At 45.0% G+C, this 15,637-nt stretch carries 13 protein-coding genes and 1 other annotated feature; of the genes, 1 reads left to right on the top strand and 12 read right to left on the bottom strand.

Going from position 1 to position 15,637, the window contains the following annotated elements:
* Positions 1 to 20: 20 nt before the first annotated feature.
* Both hisS and WCV65_RS14140 read right to left on the bottom strand, forming a co-directional pair.
* On the bottom strand, positions 21 to 1,298 hold the full coding sequence (gene hisS, locus WCV65_RS14135) for a histidine--tRNA ligase (RefSeq protein ID WP_338777300.1): 1,278 nt from the start codon (positions 1,296 to 1,298) through the stop codon (positions 21 to 23).
* A 153-nt stretch (positions 1,299 to 1,451) separates the two neighbouring features.
* Positions 1,452 to 1,686: a binding site (T-box leader), on the bottom strand.
* A gap of 59 nt (positions 1,687 to 1,745) precedes the next feature.
* Positions 1,746 to 1,922, bottom strand: coding sequence for a hypothetical protein (locus tag WCV65_RS14140; protein ID WP_338777302.1), 177 nt, complete (start codon positions 1,920 to 1,922; stop codon positions 1,746 to 1,748).
* Between the two features lie 119 nt (positions 1,923 to 2,041).
* Between WCV65_RS14140 and WCV65_RS14145 the strand changes: the two genes are divergently transcribed.
* Positions 2,042 to 3,757: an SH3 domain-containing protein gene (locus tag WCV65_RS14145; protein ID WP_338777304.1), complete on the top strand. Its 1,716-nt coding sequence runs from the start codon at positions 2,042 to 2,044 to the stop codon at positions 3,755 to 3,757.
* A gap of 54 nt (positions 3,758 to 3,811) precedes the next feature.
* Here the strand turns inward: WCV65_RS14145 and dtd are convergent, their stop codons facing one another.
* From dtd to WCV65_RS14195, 10 genes are all read right to left on the bottom strand, one after another.
* Entirely contained in the window at positions 3,812 to 4,267 is a 456-nt protein-coding gene (gene dtd / locus WCV65_RS14150; protein ID WP_035405239.1) for a D-aminoacyl-tRNA deacylase, read from the bottom strand.
* A gap of 17 nt (positions 4,268 to 4,284) precedes the next feature.
* Positions 4,285 to 6,483, bottom strand: a complete 2,199-nt coding sequence (locus tag WCV65_RS14155; protein ID WP_035405240.1) for a bifunctional (p)ppGpp synthetase/guanosine-3',5'-bis(diphosphate) 3'-pyrophosphohydrolase — start codon at positions 6,481 to 6,483, stop codon at positions 4,285 to 4,287.
* Positions 6,484 to 6,742: 259 nt separating this feature from the next.
* Positions 6,743 to 7,255, bottom strand: a complete 513-nt coding sequence (locus WCV65_RS14160; RefSeq protein ID WP_035405241.1) for an adenine phosphoribosyltransferase — start codon at positions 7,253 to 7,255, stop codon at positions 6,743 to 6,745.
* Between the two features lie 16 nt (positions 7,256 to 7,271).
* Positions 7,272 to 9,626: a single-stranded-DNA-specific exonuclease RecJ gene (recJ, locus tag WCV65_RS14165; protein WP_338777310.1), complete on the bottom strand. Its 2,355-nt coding sequence runs from the start codon at positions 9,624 to 9,626 to the stop codon at positions 7,272 to 7,274.
* A 294-nt stretch (positions 9,627 to 9,920) separates the two neighbouring features.
* Entirely contained in the window at positions 9,921 to 10,472 is a 552-nt protein-coding gene (locus tag WCV65_RS14170) for a histidine phosphatase family protein (RefSeq protein ID WP_338777312.1), read from the bottom strand.
* 119 nt (positions 10,473 to 10,591) lie between these two features.
* Positions 10,592 to 11,497 (bottom strand): ROK family protein, encoded by a 906-nt coding sequence (locus WCV65_RS14175; protein ID WP_338777314.1) that lies wholly within the window; start codon positions 11,495 to 11,497, stop codon positions 10,592 to 10,594.
* A gap of 16 nt (positions 11,498 to 11,513) precedes the next feature.
* Positions 11,514 to 12,548 carry an SIS domain-containing protein gene (locus tag WCV65_RS14180; RefSeq protein ID WP_338777316.1) on the bottom strand — a complete coding sequence of 345 codons (1,035 nt, stop codon included), beginning with the start codon at positions 12,546 to 12,548 and terminating at the stop codon, positions 11,514 to 11,516.
* Between the two features lie 27 nt (positions 12,549 to 12,575).
* Positions 12,576 to 13,517 (bottom strand): 1-phosphofructokinase family hexose kinase, encoded by a 942-nt coding sequence (locus WCV65_RS14185; protein ID WP_338777317.1) that lies wholly within the window; start codon positions 13,515 to 13,517, stop codon positions 12,576 to 12,578.
* Positions 13,517 to 14,371: a class II fructose-bisphosphate aldolase gene (locus tag WCV65_RS14190; RefSeq protein WP_338777318.1), complete on the bottom strand. Its 855-nt coding sequence runs from the start codon at positions 14,369 to 14,371 to the stop codon at positions 13,517 to 13,519. The genes WCV65_RS14185 and WCV65_RS14190 overlap by 1 nt, the downstream gene beginning before the upstream one ends.
* A gap of 21 nt (positions 14,372 to 14,392) precedes the next feature.
* Complete coding sequence (locus WCV65_RS14195) at positions 14,393 to 15,634, bottom strand: DegT/DnrJ/EryC1/StrS family aminotransferase (protein WP_338777319.1); 1,242 nt, start codon at positions 15,632 to 15,634, stop codon at positions 14,393 to 14,395.
* Positions 15,635 to 15,637: the final 3 nt, after the last annotated feature.

The raw sequence follows: 15,637 nt of genomic DNA on the forward strand, positions 1-15,637 counted from the left end.
ATCGTTTTAATCAGTGAAACTTATTTCCCGTTCTTTCGGGATAAAATGACTTCCGCAAGGTCTGATATGGAAACTTCCTGCTGCTCTCCTGATTCCATATCTTTTAGCGTAATCGCTTCTCTTTCAAGCTCATCTTCACCAAGGACCGCGACAAATCGAGCCTGTAAACGGTCTGCTGATTTGAACTGGCCTTTCAGTTTTTTGTTCTCGTAGTCTCTTTCAGCGGACAAGCCCGCTTTTCTCAGATGATTTAGAATCGAAACGGAACGGTCTTTTGCCTTGTCGCCCATGTATGCAACATAACAATCAATTGCGGACTGTATAGGAAGCTCTGCCTGTTCAGCATCAATCGCTGCGAGGAACCGCTCCAGACTCATCGCAAAACCGATTCCGGGAATTTCCGGTCCGCCCATCTCTTTTACGAGACCGCTGTAGCGGCCGCCGCCGGCAAGAGTCGTTATAGCACCGAATCCTTCCGCGTTGCTCATAATTTCAAAAGCGGTATGATTGTAATAATCAAGCCCGCGTACAAGGTTTTTATCAACCGTATATTCAACGTCCAGTTCTTCCAGGTAAAATTTCACCTTTTCGAAATACGCTGCGGACTCTTCATTTAGATATTCAAGAATGGATGGCGCCGATTGAACAAGCTCATGCTCCCGGTCTTTTTTGCAGTCAAGAATTCTAAGAGGATTTTGAGCAAGACGCTTTTGGCAGTCTGCACAGAACTCCCCTATTCTTGGCTGGAAATGCTGAACAAGCGCTTCTCTGTGTGCCGAGCGGCTATCCTGATCCCCAAGGCTGTTAATGACAAGCTTTAAGTTTTTCAAACCGGCTTTTTGATACACGCTCATTGCCAAAGAAATAACCTCTGCATCAATTGCTGGATCCTCGCTGCCAATCGCTTCGATACCGAATTGAACAAATTGACGGTAGCGGCCTGCCTGTGGTCTTTCATAACGGAACATCGGTCCAATGTAGTAAAGCTTGACAGGCTGCTGCGCTGCTGCATGCATTTTGTTTTCTACAAAAGATCTTACAGCAGAAGCTGTTCCTTCCGGACGAAGGGTAATGCTCCTTCCTTTGCGGTCTTCAAAGCTGTACATTTCTTTTTGTACGATGTCCGTTGATTCGCCGACGCTTCTTAGAAATAATTCTGTGTGTTCAAAGATTGGGGTTCTTATTTCCTTGTACTGATAAATGCTGCAAACTTCTCTTGCAATATTTTCAATAAATTGCCACCGCTCAGATTGTCCCGGCAAAATATCCTGTGTCCCTCTTGGAACTTGAAATGCCATTTTTCATCACTCCTGCGTTCTTAAAAATAATGATTCTGATAAAATCCGCTTCCAGCACTCTTTTTTCAGCGGTAACTCCCGAAATCACATCGCGTTCCAATCAGCTTCGAACTTTAATGAGCTAAAATAAAAAAACTCCCATCCCTGCATTATCGCAGGGACGAGAGTTAATACCCGTGGTTCCACCCTAGTTGAAGCCTCATGATTCAGGCTTCCGCTCATAACCTTTAACGCCGGCTGCGTCCTTATCCTACTAAGCTCCTGCTTTTCAGAAAGAAACCTAAGGAGTGTTCGTTCATTGGATCATCATGGAGAAATGCTTTCAGCCAAGGCATTTCATCTCTTTCCACGTGTAGTTCCAGCTACTTTTCTCCCTCACTGGTTGTTCATATGTATAACCTTCAAGATTCGAATTTTATCTTATCATACGCATGCACGCTTGTCATGTCAAGATTGGTGTAAATGTTTTTTCAAATCTCTTACCTCTCTTAATGTTAAACCAAATTCCGAAGCAAGCTCCATTGGGGCGCTATCCTTTTCCACCTTTGAGAGGGCATGCAGGTCGGCTGAAAACAAATTTCCCGGTGACTGATGGGCCCTTTCTCCTTTTTCACTGTATCTCATTCTGAAAGCCCCTTTCGTAAGATTCATTTTAGCCTGCCCAAATTGACGAAAAATTATTTCAAACGAACCAGGGATTTGACGATATAATGATAGAAGTGAAGGTTAAAAAGGGGGTTCTTATGTATAAAAAAATAGTTAGCGCAGCTTTGTGTGCGATTCTGCTCTTCTCACTCATTCCAGCAGAGCCGTTTTATGCAGAGGCTGCTCCGAAGGAAACGGCGAAAATTTTAAATGACACCCTTAATATTCGCAAAGGACCAGGATTAAGCTATGGAATTGAGGCAATTGCACGCAAAGACGAGAAGTATGGTGTTCTTGAAAAAAACAAGGAATGGGTAAAGCTTGATCTGCCTGGAAACCGGACAGGCTGGGCGGCCACTTGGCTTGTGGAAATTCAGTCCCCATCACAAGTAAAAACCGTATACTCAAATGCCGAAGATGTCAGGATTCGCAAGGGACCGGGAACCGGCCATGCAATCGTCGGCACCTTCCCTTATGGAAAACAGGCTGTGCTTCTGAAAAAAGAAGGGGAATGGACAAACATCTCGTTTAACGGGATAACTGGGTGGATTTCCTCCCGCTATGCTTCTTCATCCATTAAGGATTCGAAAGAAAAAACGGACCTTAAAGGACCATCAGGATACATAACTGCGACCTCCCTAAATGTAAGATCCGCCCCTTCTTCTGCAAGCTCATTGCTTGGTTCAGTAACAAAAGGGACTAAGGTTGCCATTTTGAAGTCGGAGGGCAGCTGGCTTAGAATTTCCTATAGCGGAAAGACAGGCTGGGTAAGCCGGGATTTTGTAAAAAGCGGCAGTCTTGAAAGCCAGATTAAAACTGGGAAAACAGGGATCGTTACAGCTGCATCCTTAAACGTCCGGAATGCTCCTTCCCCTACTGGCGGGTTATCTGGAAAAGTCGTAAAAAATGAACAGGTATCCATCCTTGAAGAAAAAAACAGCTGGACGAAAATCCGATTTAACGGAAGTCAGACAGGCTGGGTTTCATCGCTTTATATTAAAGCTTCAGAAACAGGATCACAACAGGATACAGCTCCCAAAAACAGCGGAGCAATCCGGCTGATCTCAGACGGGACGAATATTCGCTCCTCCGCTTCTGTGAACAGCTCTGTCATTGCCAGAGGGACAGCAGGTCAGACATACACCGTCCTTTCACTGCAAAACGACTGGTACAAAATTAAGCTGCTTGATGGCAGGACAGGCTATGTGGCGGGCTGGCTTGCTGAGGATGCGGAATTTGGCAAAACGGTAAACCGGCCTGGAGAGTCAAAGTCCCTTAAGGGGAAAACGATTGTAATTGACCCGGGACACGGCGGTATAGACGGGGGTACGTCAGGATCCGGCGGAACCCTTGAAAAATCTCTGACGATGAAAACAGCCGGCTACCTTTCAGGCGAGCTGCAATCAGAGGGCGCCAATGTCGTTATGACTAGAAGCTCTGATCTGTATATCAGCCTAAGCTCAAGGGTCAATTCAGCTCAGTCGAGGTCAGCGGATGCCTTTATCAGCCTCCATTACGACAGCAGCTCGAATAAAGCAGTTAGAGGGATGACGGTTTATTATTATCATTCATCCGGCCAGAAATTAGCTCTCCCGGTAAAAGAGGAATTGATTAAGAATACAAGATCAGCAGATCGCGGTGTCCGTTTCGGGGATTACCATGTCATACGGGAAAACAGCAGGCCATCCATCTTAATCGAGCTCGGATATTTAAGCAGCATCACAGATGAAATGACGGTCAACTCAAGCTCCTTTCAGAAAAATGCCGTTCACGGCATAACGGAAGGACTTAAAGACTATTTCAGCCAGCAATAACAAAACTGTAAAATGCATCAAAAAAGGAAGCCGCAGAGGCTTCCTTTTTTGATGCTATTTCTTTCCTCTTTCAGAGCTGTCCACAATCAGGGTTACAGGCCCATCGTTTATAAGCGAAACATCCATCATCGCCCCAAACGTTCCGGTCTCAACCACCAGACCGAGCTGTCTCAGTTCATCGTTAAACTGCTCATATACCGGTTCAGCTATGTCCGATTTGGCTGCAGCCATAAAATTCGGTCTTCTCCCTTTTCGGCATTCTCCATAAAGGGTAAATTGCGATACGGATAAAACCTCCCCTTTTATATCAAGAAGCGAGTGGTTCAGTTTTTCCTCATCATCTTCAAAAATTCGAAGGTTCGCAAGTTTATCAGCCAAGTATTTCGCATCATCTGCCGTGTCATCATGTGTGACACCGACAAGAACCATAATCCCCCGGCCAATCTTCCCTGTGGAGCTGCCGCCGACAGTAACCTCTGCTTCCTTTACACGCTGAAGAACAATCTTCATTGAAAAGAACCCTCACTTTAGTTCATCAATCTTCTAACGGAGTAAATATCTGAAATTTGTTTAATTCTTTCAACCACCTTATGAAGGTGGTTGATGTTTGCAATGGAAAGAGCCATATGAATGGTTGCGACCTTATTCCGGTCCGATCTGCCGGAGACCGAAGAAATATTGGTTTTTGTTTCATTCACTGCCTGAAGTACTTCATTCAGAAGCCCTCTGCGGTCATAGCCCATGATTTCAATTTCAACGTTATATTCTTTCCTGCCGTCAATCTGATGCTCCCATTCAACCGGAATTAGCCGGTCCTTTGCATCATCTGCCTGGATATTCGTGCAATCGTCACGATGAACGGATACGCCCCGCCCTTTCGTAATAAATCCGACAATTTCATCTCCAGGTACCGGATTGCAGCATTTGGACAGCCTGATTAAGAGGTTGTCAATGCCTTTAACTCTTACACCGGCATCCCTCTTCTTCTGAGAAGGATACTGCTTTGATTCAGTCACCACTTCTTCAACGGCTTTTTCCTGCTCCTCAAGGTCGCGCTTTTTGCGCCATTTTTCCGTCAGGCGGTTCGCTACTTGCAGAGCTGTAATTCCGTTGTAGCCTACTGCTGCAAACATATCTTCATCATTGGCAAAATTGAATTTTTCATAAACCCGTTTAACGTTGTCGGAAGCAAGGATCTCTTTCAAATCAAAATCCATGTTCTTGATCTCTTTTTCGACCCATTCCTTCCCTTTTTCAACGTTTTCTTCACGGCGCTGTTTCTTGAAAAACTGTCTGATCTTATTTTTAGCCTGTGAAGTCTGGGCAAGCTTTAGCCAATCCTGACTCGGTCCGTACGAATGCTTGGAGGTCAGAATTTCAATAATGTCCCCTGTTTTCAGTTTATAATCAAGGGTCACCATTTTGCCGTTTACTTTTGCACCAATTGTTTTATTGCCGATTTCTGAATGAATTCGGTAGGAGAAATCAATCGGTACAGATCCGGATGGAAGCTCAATAACGTCTCCTTTTGGCGTAAATACAAACACCATATCAGAAAATAAGTCGATTTTCAGGGATTCCATAAATTCTTCCGCATTTGTGGATTCATTCTGGAACTCAAGAATTTCTCTGAACCATGTCAATTTCTTTTCGAGAGAAGCATGGTCATCCAATTCTTTTCCTTCTTTGTATGCCCAGTGGGCGGCAATACCGTATTCAGCAATGTGGTGCATATCCATCGTACGGATTTGGACTTCCAAAGGATCGCCTTTAGGGCCGATCACGGTCGTATGAAGGGATTGATACATGTTTGGCTTCGGCATTGCAATATAATCTTTAAAGCGGCCGGGCATTGGTTTCCAGCACGTATGAATGATTCCCAGAACGGCATAGCAATCCTTAATGCTGTTAACTACGATCCTGACTGCGAGCAGATCGTATATTTCATTAAATTGTTTATTCTGGAGAACCATTTTTTTATAAATGCTGTAAATATGCTTTGGCCGGCCGGAAAATTCAGCTGCAATCTGAACTTCCTGCACACTGTTTTTAACGTCATTAATGACCTCGTCCAAATATTCCTCGCGCTCTGCCCGTTTCTTTTTCATCAAATTCACAATCCGGTAGTACTGCTGAGGGTTTAAATATCTGAGAGCTGTATCTTCAAGCTCCCACTTAATCTTGGAAATCCCGAGTCTATGGGCTAGAGGAGCAAAAATTTCCAGCGTTTCATTTGAAATTCTCCGCTGCTTCTCCTGCGGCAGATGCTTAAGTGTTCTCATGTTGTGAAGACGGTCCGCAAGCTTTATCAGGATCACCCTGATATCCTGGGCCATTGCAACAAACATTTTTCGATGGTTCTCTGCCTGCTGCTCTTCATGGGATTTGTATTTAATCTTTCCGAGCTTTGTCACTCCATCAACCAGCATGGCCACTTCATCGCTGAATGCCTTGCGGATATCGTCCAGAGTCACATCTGTATCTTCAACCACATCATGCAAAAAACCGCCGGCTATAGTGGAGGGGTCCATATCAAGATCCACTAAAATACCCGCTACTTGAATAGGATGAATTATATAGGGTTCACCGGATTTACGGTACTGCTCACGATGTGCTTCCTCTGCAAAATCGTAAGCTCTCCGGATAAAATCAAGATTGTCGTCAGCCAAATACCGCTTCGCCCGTTCGATCACCTGTTCAGCGGTTAGGACTTGTTCATTCGCCATGGAATCACCTTTTTTGAAGAAAACTTTATTGTACCTATTATCGTGAAAAAAAGGAGTTCTGTAAAGGGTAAGGAAAAGAATTCGATTGGATATCCGGTTTACGGGGGTAGTAGATGGTTGTATTTCACCTTATTTTCAGGCTTTGTCTGCGCTTACATTGTGTTTTTAAAAAAGATTTTTATCATTGAATTATTTATCCATCTTTTTTAGCTATTCGAAAAAAACTGACCGCAGGCGGCCAGTTTTCCTCAAATAAATTTTAATATTGCATTAATGTCATAACATCGTAGCCATCAAGCTTTTTGCGGCCATCAAGATAGGAGAGCTCGATAAGGAATGCCATTCCCGCAACTACTCCGCCAAGCTCTTCAACAAGCTTAATCGTCGCTTCTATTGTTCCGCCTGTTGCAAGCAGATCGTCCGTAATCAGTACTCTTTGACCAGGCAGGATGGCATCTTTATGAATAGTGAGAACATCTTTGCCGTATTCAAGGCCGTAATCTACTTTAATTACGTCGCGCGGAAGCTTTCCTTCTTTTCTCACAGGGGCAAATCCTACTTCCAGTGCATATGCCACTGGACATCCGATAATAAATCCGCGCGCTTCAGGACCGACAACGATATCAATTTGCTTTTCACGGGCAAATTCAACAATCTGATCTGTAGCATATTTATAGACTTCGCCTTTATCCATAAGTGTCGTAATGTCCTTGAAACGGATTCCGGGTTTCGGATAGTCCTCGACGATCGTTACATATTGTTTTAAATCCATCTTTCGTTTTTCCTCCTCAAACTTGAACAGGCTTAGAAGATCTGCTTATCCGTTCATCAAACCACTCGAGTAACTCACGGTAAGAGGAATACAGCAGCCTGTTTTCCAGCTCCATTTGATCTTTTTTCTTTTTATAGGCAATCGATTCACTTAAATCGCGTTTTCCACCTTGTCGATTAATTGAAATCAGACCATTAGTTATTGTAACAAAATCCAGCTCAAAAAACACCTTAGACATAAAATCTATTGTATCAGCTGTCCAGCCTTTATGCTTCGCAAGTTCCGCACTGTGCTTTTTCAAGTCAAAATTGCCTCTTTTTGCAAGGAATCCATAAAACCATTTAAAATGCTCCCGTGTCGGCAGCGTGGAAAAAAAGTGGTCTTCTGTCTGGATGAAGAAAGCATATATTCTCTCAGGCATGCCTTGTACAAAAAGAGCTGTCAGGGCATCAAGATCTTCCGGAACATCCATAAACACAGCGTATCGTCCGGTAAGATCTATTTTTTCCGCTTCTTCAGCGCTTTGAACGAAGAGACAGTCAGATGCAGCCCCATCCTTGATGAGCTGCTGCCTCGTTGCTTCTTTAAACGCAATTAACTGAGCCTTTGAATTTGGTATCCGGTCCAATACGGTTTTCAGCTGGCGGGCACCGCGATGATCAAATAGCTGCCACCCGTCGACTGCGGCATCCTGCAGCATAAATTGAGGCTTGCGGAAATTATTCCATTCGTTCACGGAAAGCTGGCCAACGACAGACACTTTGGAGACGGGCGAAATTTCGTCATGCAAGTACCCAAAACCGAAGCCTACACAATCGACCTGAGAAGCATCCTGTTCAAGGGTAAGCTTCAGATGATTCTGGTTCGAGCCGATTTTCCTCATCCCGGTCACTTTTAAATCCTCGATCATAACAACGGGCTTGGGATTGTTCATTCCAAATGGAGCGAGCAAATTCAGTTCTTCAATCGTTGAAAGAGTCACATCTTCCAATTTGCAGGAGAGATCGACCTTTGTTAAAGGAATGAAATCTTCTTCTTTCAGCTGATTTTTCGCAAGCATGTTCAGCCTTTCCCGGAGCTCGTCTATATCCTCTGCAGCAAGCGTCATTCCTGCCGCCATCGGGTGCCCCCCGAAATGAGGAAGCAGCTCACGGCATTCCGAAAGATTTTTAAAAAGATCAAACCCGGCAATGCTTCTTGCCGAACCCTTCGCTTTCATCCCTTCTTCATCCAAACAAAGAATAATCGCCGGCCGGTAAAATTTATCTACAAGCTTTGAGGCAACGATTCCCACTACACCGGGGTTCCATCCTTTATTCGCAAGAACAAGAACGGGATATTCCTCCGGAGGATAGTGTGTTTCAGCCATCTCAATTGCCTCTTGGGCAATATCCTGAACAATTTTTTGCCTTTCGCGGTTGAGACCGTCAATTTCAGCAGCAAGTTCCGAAGCTTTAAGAGAATCAGCTGTGCGCAGCAGTTCTACAGCAGGGTCTGCCGATTGGAGCCTGCCGACTGCGTTGATTCTCGGAGCAATGGCAAAACCAACTGTTTCTTCGGAAAGCTGGCTGTCCTTCGAGGCGGCCTGCTGAAGCAGCGCTTTGATCCCGGGACGAGTCGTCTTTTTCAATAATTCAATGCCTTTGAACGCAATCAGCCGATTTTCTCCATGCAGAGACACTAAATCGGCAATTGTCCCAATGGCTGCCAGCTCAAGAAATGAATCCTGGACGGTCCCAAGGAGAGCTTGAGACACCTTTAACGCGACCCCTACTCCCGCAAGCTCTTTAAATGGATACTCGCTGCCAGGCAGCTTTGGATGCACTAGAGCGAGGGCATCAGGCAAAACCGGACCTGCTTCGTGGTGATCCGTGATAATTAAGTCTACTCCGATTTCTTTTGCATACTCTGCCTCATCTACAGCAGAAATCCCGGTATCGACCGTAATAATCAGCGAAACGCCTGCTTCCTTTTGTTTGAAAAATGCCTCTTTATTCGGACCATACCCCTCTGTAAACCGGTTCGGTATGTAGAAGTCTGCGTCAGCTCCGATTTGCTTCAGCGTCTCCAGCATCACAACGGTTGAGGTCACACCATCTGCGTCATAATCACCGTACACGCAGATCTTTTCCTTATTTTCAACGGCTCTTTTTATTCTTGCAGCAGCTTGTTCCATTCCATTCATTAAAAATGGATCATGAAATTCCTGGTCTTCCATATATAAAAATGCTTTTGCAGCCTCGGGTTCTTCGATTCCCCTGTTTACAAGCAAAGAAGCAACCAAATTCGTGATTCTCAAGCTGTCTGCTAACTTTTCTGCCTTATCGGCATCCGCACCTGTGACGGACCATCGGGCTTTAGGTTTTAACATTTCTTCACCCCTCAATTACTCTATTATACTTGAGGCAGGTAGCCGATACAAACTGGATGTGGGCTGAAGATGGAGTAGAATGAATAGCCAGCCGTTAAAGCAGTTTATGAGAATTGGAAAAAAATTCATAATTTATGTAAAATAATTTATTATAGAGTTATAGAAATATTGGAGGTTTTTTCGAATGAAGAATAAGGATCAGTCAGCCAAAAAAGAGATAACTGAAACATGGTGGTTCCTCATGGTATGCGTATTCATAGCAGGATTTATTTCTGTCTTTATTTTAAGATAAATCTAAATAAGATCATCAGCTTGCTCCTTTACAAAAACGATCCTTTCTCCATTTCTCAGGCGAACGGCTCTTTTTCCGGTATAACCATGTTTAAACAGTCTGCTAGTTAAGACAGAGATGAAGAATCCGTGGGACACAACTAGAACATGCCTGCTGTTTTGAGATTCCAGCTCAGAAATGTATTGATCTGCCCGGTCAGCTGTCTGTTTTCTCGTTTCGGATTGAGAAGAATGTGAGAAAAACCATGCGAGCCTGCCGAAGACGATCCAAAAGAAGTATGGAAGCGTGAAAGATGTCTGAAAAAAAGGTGAAAGCGGAATTTCCCTCAAGCAGGGAGTGATATGAGCCGGGCCGTAAAGAGCAGCGGCGGTATCGGAGGCTCTTGTCATATTGCTTGAGTGGCAGCTGTCCCAGTTTTCTGCAGTCTTTATGTTATTCGGCTTGCAAATAGGAGAATGATCGTAGCGGATGCACCATTCAGAAAACTCTTTTGATGTCATCATTTTCTTAGGCGGACAATCTACTTTAAAATGTCTAATAATCGTTACCTTCATACCAATCAATCTCCCAAGCTCTTTTTTGAAATTTTACCATATTAAGGGAGAGCGCAGACTGTTTTCAATAAGATTTTTTAATGCCCCATAAAAAATAATCCTTCCAGGAAAGGAAAGGATTATTCCTTAAGAGAATGCAGAAGCATAAGACCCGCTCCAGTTAAGCCGGCGGTGTCTTTTAAAGCGCTTACTGATATTCGCTTTGAAATCGGTTCATTCCGAAGGGAGCGGTACCCATCCAGCGCACGGCAAATTTCAGCAGCAAGCCTGCGGTTCCGGTTAATAACGCCGCCCCCAAGGACAATTCGGTGAGGATCAATCGTACAGATGATGGAATAAACGGATTTGGCCAAACGGGCAATCATTTTCTCCGTTTCCTTTGCCTGCTCCCCTGCAAGGAGGTAATCAAACAGCTCCATTTTCTCCTCTATTAATTTCCCGCTGAAAGCTTTAACCTTTTCGGAAATGGCTGATCCTGAAGCTAGCTCTTCCAGTGTCCGGTAAATGAAAGTGCCGTCTCCGTCCTCTTCCTCCACATTCATTCCAATTTCTCCAGCCATTCCTGCCCCTCTAAAAAAAGCTCCGTTATGAATGATGCTGCATGCAATGCCTGTACTTACTGTCATAAAAACAAACGTTTCATTTTTTTTCCCGCCCAGATGGTACCACTCCGCATAAGACGCCATACAAACATCGTTATCGAGCAAGACCGGCATGCAGAAATCTTCCTGAAGTTTTTCTGAGAGAGGAAAGCTCCTCCATGGAAGGTTATTGGAAAACAGAGCAAGCCCTTTTTCTCTATCAATTAAACCAGGTGAGCCTGCTCCAATGCCGGCAATCCGCTCCAGTTGAATATCAGATTTGGCGATGACTTCGCCAATGCACTCCCTAACCCGCTCATACATTTCTGATTCACTGGAGGGAGCAGAAGGGCGAATGGTCACTGAACCGCACTTCCCAGGCTCAAATACGAGTCCTGCCGCTATCTTGGATCCGCCAATGTCCAGTCCGATTGCGCAATCCATACCATTTTCCTCCCAGCTATAATGGAATGTGAACCACTTGTGTTAAGTTTTTCGGCAGATCCGGATTAAGATTAAGAAATCTCGCCCTATAATAAGCTATTTTCTGAACATAAGGCATGGCGAGAACCGAATGATGATCGGCTGCTCCGGCAGGCAGGGCGAATGATTCCGTTACCCTCTCCCTGTTCTCTTCCGGGAGGTCCGGTCCGAGATAATACACCGCTGCTCCAAGCTTCCGGCAATCTTCAAGAAGAGGCAAATCATATTTCACCGTAGACCTGGAGCCAAGGAGAATGATCGCTGTTTTCGTACCCGCTATCGAGATCGGACCGTGCCGGAATTCTAAAGAACAATAGCTTTCACATACCGTTTGTGTCATTTCCTTCAGCTTTAGAGTGGCTTCCTTGGCAAGGCCATTATACATTCCGCTGCCTAAGTAGATTACATTCTCCCATTCTTTACTCTCAGAAAATTTCTTCACCTTTTCTGAAAGACTTAAAGCCTCTTTCATTTTTTCAGGAAGAGTTTTTAATTCGTTCCATGCAGCATGGTCACCGGCGATATGTGCAGCATAAAGCTGAAGAGAATACAGCATGGCAGAAAAGCTTTGGGTCATCACTACACTCTTTTCATTCACGTGAGAGAGAATAACCGCTTCATCACAGCTTATGCAAAGGGGAGAATCCTCATTGCACGTTACCGCTAAAGTCGATATATTTTTCCTGCCGCGTACCATTTTCACAGCTTCTACTGCCTCAGATGTGGTGCCGGACCTTGATATGACCGCAATCTGATAGTCTGAATCGTCGGCTAATGCTTCGTCTGGACAGAGAATCAGCTCAGAAGCCGGAACTGCTGCTGCAGGTCGGCCTGTTATTTTCTGATAATATTTAGCTGCACTGTGGGCTAAATAAAAAGAGGTTCCGCACCCTGTAAAAAGAAGAATCGTTCCGGGTTTTAATTCTTTAAAGGACCTTTCGCTGACAGAATGAAAGGTTTTTTCCATTATTTCCGGCTGATCGTTTATTTCATCCAGCGTATAGCTATTCATGCTAACCCTCCTAAGTAAATGGGTGAATTACAGGTTATAAACCTGAACCGTATGTTTAATATGTTCATAGTTTTCAATCCGGACCGTACCGGCTGTCCATTCCATCGCATTTGCAGCACCCGCGGCTGTCCCGCTGATTATGGCTTCTTTCCAGCAGCGGCCTTTGTAAAGCGCCGCTGTAAACCCTGCCAGAAATGCATCACCGCATCCGGTCGGATTAACGGCATGAACCTTTGGGGCCGTTGCAAATAGAGTGATTCCCTTGCTGTGAAAAATTGAGCCCCTGCTGCCAAGCGTAAGAGCGACCGCATTTGCACCAGCATCGGATGCCGCTTTAACATCCTTTGCAATCTCTTTCACATCAATCGCGTTATAATCCCTGCCAAATAAACTGCCCAGCTCCCCGAGATTTGGTTTTATTAGAAAAGGCTTTGTCTGGAGTGCTTTTTCCAGCTCCTTCCCTCCCGTATCAAAAATAATCCTGGCTCCCTTGGCAGCGGCTCTTTCTGCAGCTTCGATGTACGAGTCCTCATTGAGGCCGCCAGGAAGACTTCCGGAAAAAAGAACATACTGACTTTCAGCTGCAAGCTCCGTCAAATCTTTTTCTAAAAACCGATGCCATTCAGCAGGGGTTATTTCGGGACCCTTTTCCAGCAGTTCCGTTTGGATGCCGGCACAGCCTGGATCTGCGATGGAGTGACAGGCCCTGCTTTCATCTTCTATTTCTGTGAAGCGGCTATCAATAGAGCGCCGAAGCAATGCATCTATGATAAACCTTCCATTTTCTCCTCCTGCAAAGCCTGCAGCTGTAACGGGGATCTGAAGTGCGTGGAGTACTTTGGCAGCATTAATCCCTTTTCCGCCAGGTTCTTTAAAAACCTGCTGAATCCGGTTAATCTCATTTTTCCTGAACCCCGGAATGAGATAGGTCAGATCGGCAGCTGCATTCAGCGTAATCGTTGTGATCATTATGAAACCCGCTGTTTTTCTATCAATACCGAGATTTTTTCTTTCACCAGCTCTTCGACATTTTCCCTTGCTGACATAAAATATTTTCTAGGATCCGATGCAGTTGGATGACTTTGCAAATAGTGTCTAAGCTCGGCTGCAAACGCAAGCTTTAACTCGGTTGAATAATTGATTTTTGCAATTCCGCAGTTTATTGCTTTCCTTATATCCTCATCACTTACACCTGATGCACCATGCATGACCAGCGGAATTCCTGAGGCATCCTTAATTTCCTCAAGCAGCTGAAAATCCAAATCCGGTTCGTCTGCATATACACCGTGTACCGTGCCAAAAGATGGGGCGAGAAAGTCGATTCCCGTAAGCTTTGCAAACTCTCCTGCCAAGGAAGGATCTGTGTACATTAGCCGGTCTGTTTTTTCTCCGTTCCCTTCGTTTCTCGCAATGGACCCAAGCTCTGCTTCAACTGGAATACCCATTGCCTGGGAAGCCTCGGTTACTTTTTTTACAATCCGGATGTTTTCTTCAAAATCAAGGGATGAACCGTCAATCATGATAGACGTATAGCCCGCCCGGAGGCACTGCATCGCGATCTGAAAGGTATCCCCGTGGTCAAGATGAAGAGCTACAGGGATCTTCGCCTTTTCAGCTAAACTTTTAACTGCCGCAACTGTGTAATCAAGCCCCATATAACGGACCGTATCAGGTGTTGTCTGAAGGATCACAGGTGAATTCATACGCTCTGCACCATGAATAACAGCCTTCATGATTTCAAGGTTATGAACAGCAAATGCCCCAATCGCATACCCATTTTCAAAAGCATCCATTACGATTTCTTTTGGCGTCACAAAAGACACGTTCATTCCTCCTGTTGCCCATTATTTTTTGTAATACGCAGCTACTTTTACAATGGCTCTTCCTGTTTCCTCCATATCCTGATTTGTGAAAAATTCGCTCATCGGCAGCTTAATAGCCGTTTCCAGGATTTTTTCCGCTTCAGGACAGCTACCGGCCTCATACGTTTGCTCCGTTAAGCTGAATGGGTACTCGGTTCCAGGATAAGCTGACCGGTTGGAAAAAAGAGGCTGCTTATAAAGGACTTCCGCTATATAACCAGCCTGATTGGGAATCCCTTCTTCCCTTAAAGCTTCAGAGAATTCTTCCCTCGAGCAGGTCAGCAGATCCAGGTCAAGCCTGAACATGTAAAACCAGTAGGTCGACACGCTGTTTGCCGGGACATCGGGAGGAAGGATTCCTTGGATCCCCTCAATCATTTTCGTGAGCATCTCCCCGAGCTCAGTCCTTCTTGCGCACAAGCCGGGAAGTTTTTTCAGCTGTGCGATTCCTACTGCCCCCTGCAGCTCTGACATTCGATAGTTCGGAGCAAGCGAGCTGATTTTTCGGGTAACAGATGAATCAAAACGGGAGTAATTTTTATCGGCAAACGCATGCGCGCGCATGAATACTTCCTCATCCTGATGATTGACAGCGACCATTCCACCGTCGCCCGTTGATATATGCTTGAAATCGTTCGTACTAAAGCACCCAAAATGGCCGATTGTTCCCGTTAGCCTGCCGTTTTGCTTTGCGAGATAGCTTTGTGCACAGTCTTCAATTACAATCAGACCATGCTTATTGGCGATCGCCATAATCTGATCCATCCGGCATGGAGTTCCAGCGAGATGGACCGCTATAATAGCTTTTGTTTTAGGGGTGATCATACGCTCTATGGAATCCGGATCCAAATTAAAGCTATAAGGCTCTAAATCCGCGAAGACGGGTATTGCGTTTTGATAAAGAATTCCAACGACCGTCCCCTGGTCGGTAATCGGGCTTGTAATCACTTCATCTCCTGCGGTAATTCCAGCAGCCCCCAGAGCTACATGAATGGCTGCTGTGCCTGAGGAAGCCGCAACGCTATGCTGTATTCCATACAGAGCATTGAAATGCTGCAAAAAGGTTTTCACCTTTGTACCAAAGTGATAAAAGAGGGTATCCTGTTCCAGCGCTTCAAGCAATTCCTTTGCCTCTTCAAGACCAAAGCGCTTGCCTGTGCCAAAGGGTGCCGTTTTTATTTTTTTTCCTCCATGAATGGCAAGGAAATCCGTTTGAATGGCCATTGA

This window comes from Metabacillus sp. FJAT-52054 (genome assembly GCF_037201815.1).
In the GTDB taxonomy this organism is placed as follows: domain Bacteria; phylum Bacillota; class Bacilli; order Bacillales; family Bacillaceae; genus Metabacillus_B; species Metabacillus_B sediminis.

What these genes read in the sequence shown, in the direction of transcription:
- hisS (WP_338777300.1), bottom strand. Translation starts at nt 1,298, where the DNA reads ATGGCATTTCAAGTTCCAAGAGGGACACAGGATATTTTGCCGGGACAA.
- WCV65_RS14140 (WP_338777302.1), bottom strand. Translation starts at nt 1,922, where the DNA reads ATGAGATACAGTGAAAAAGGAGAAAGGGCCCATCAGTCACCGGGAAAT.
- WCV65_RS14145 (WP_338777304.1), top strand. Translation starts at nt 2,042, where the DNA reads ATGTATAAAAAAATAGTTAGCGCAGCTTTGTGTGCGATTCTGCTCTTC.
- dtd (WP_035405239.1), bottom strand. Translation starts at nt 4,267, where the DNA reads ATGAAGATTGTTCTTCAGCGTGTAAAGGAAGCAGAGGTTACTGTCGGC.
- WCV65_RS14155 (WP_035405240.1), bottom strand. Translation starts at nt 6,483, where the DNA reads ATGGCGAATGAACAAGTCCTAACCGCTGAACAGGTGATCGAACGGGCG.
- WCV65_RS14160 (WP_035405241.1), bottom strand. Translation starts at nt 7,255, where the DNA reads ATGGATTTAAAACAATATGTAACGATCGTCGAGGACTATCCGAAACCC.
- recJ (WP_338777310.1), bottom strand. Translation starts at nt 9,626, where the DNA reads ATGTTAAAACCTAAAGCCCGATGGTCCGTCACAGGTGCGGATGCCGAT.
- WCV65_RS14170 (WP_338777312.1), bottom strand. Translation starts at nt 10,472, where the DNA reads ATGAAGGTAACGATTATTAGACATTTTAAAGTAGATTGTCCGCCTAAG.
- WCV65_RS14175 (WP_338777314.1), bottom strand. Translation starts at nt 11,497, where the DNA reads ATGGATTGCGCAATCGGACTGGACATTGGCGGATCCAAGATAGCGGCA.
- WCV65_RS14180 (WP_338777316.1), bottom strand. Translation starts at nt 12,548, where the DNA reads ATGAATAGCTATACGCTGGATGAAATAAACGATCAGCCGGAAATAATG.
- WCV65_RS14185 (WP_338777317.1), bottom strand. Translation starts at nt 13,517, where the DNA reads ATGATCACAACGATTACGCTGAATGCAGCTGCCGATCTGACCTATCTC.
- WCV65_RS14195 (WP_338777319.1), bottom strand. Translation starts at nt 15,634, where the DNA reads ATGGCCATTCAAACGGATTTCCTTGCCATTCATGGAGGAAAAAAAATA.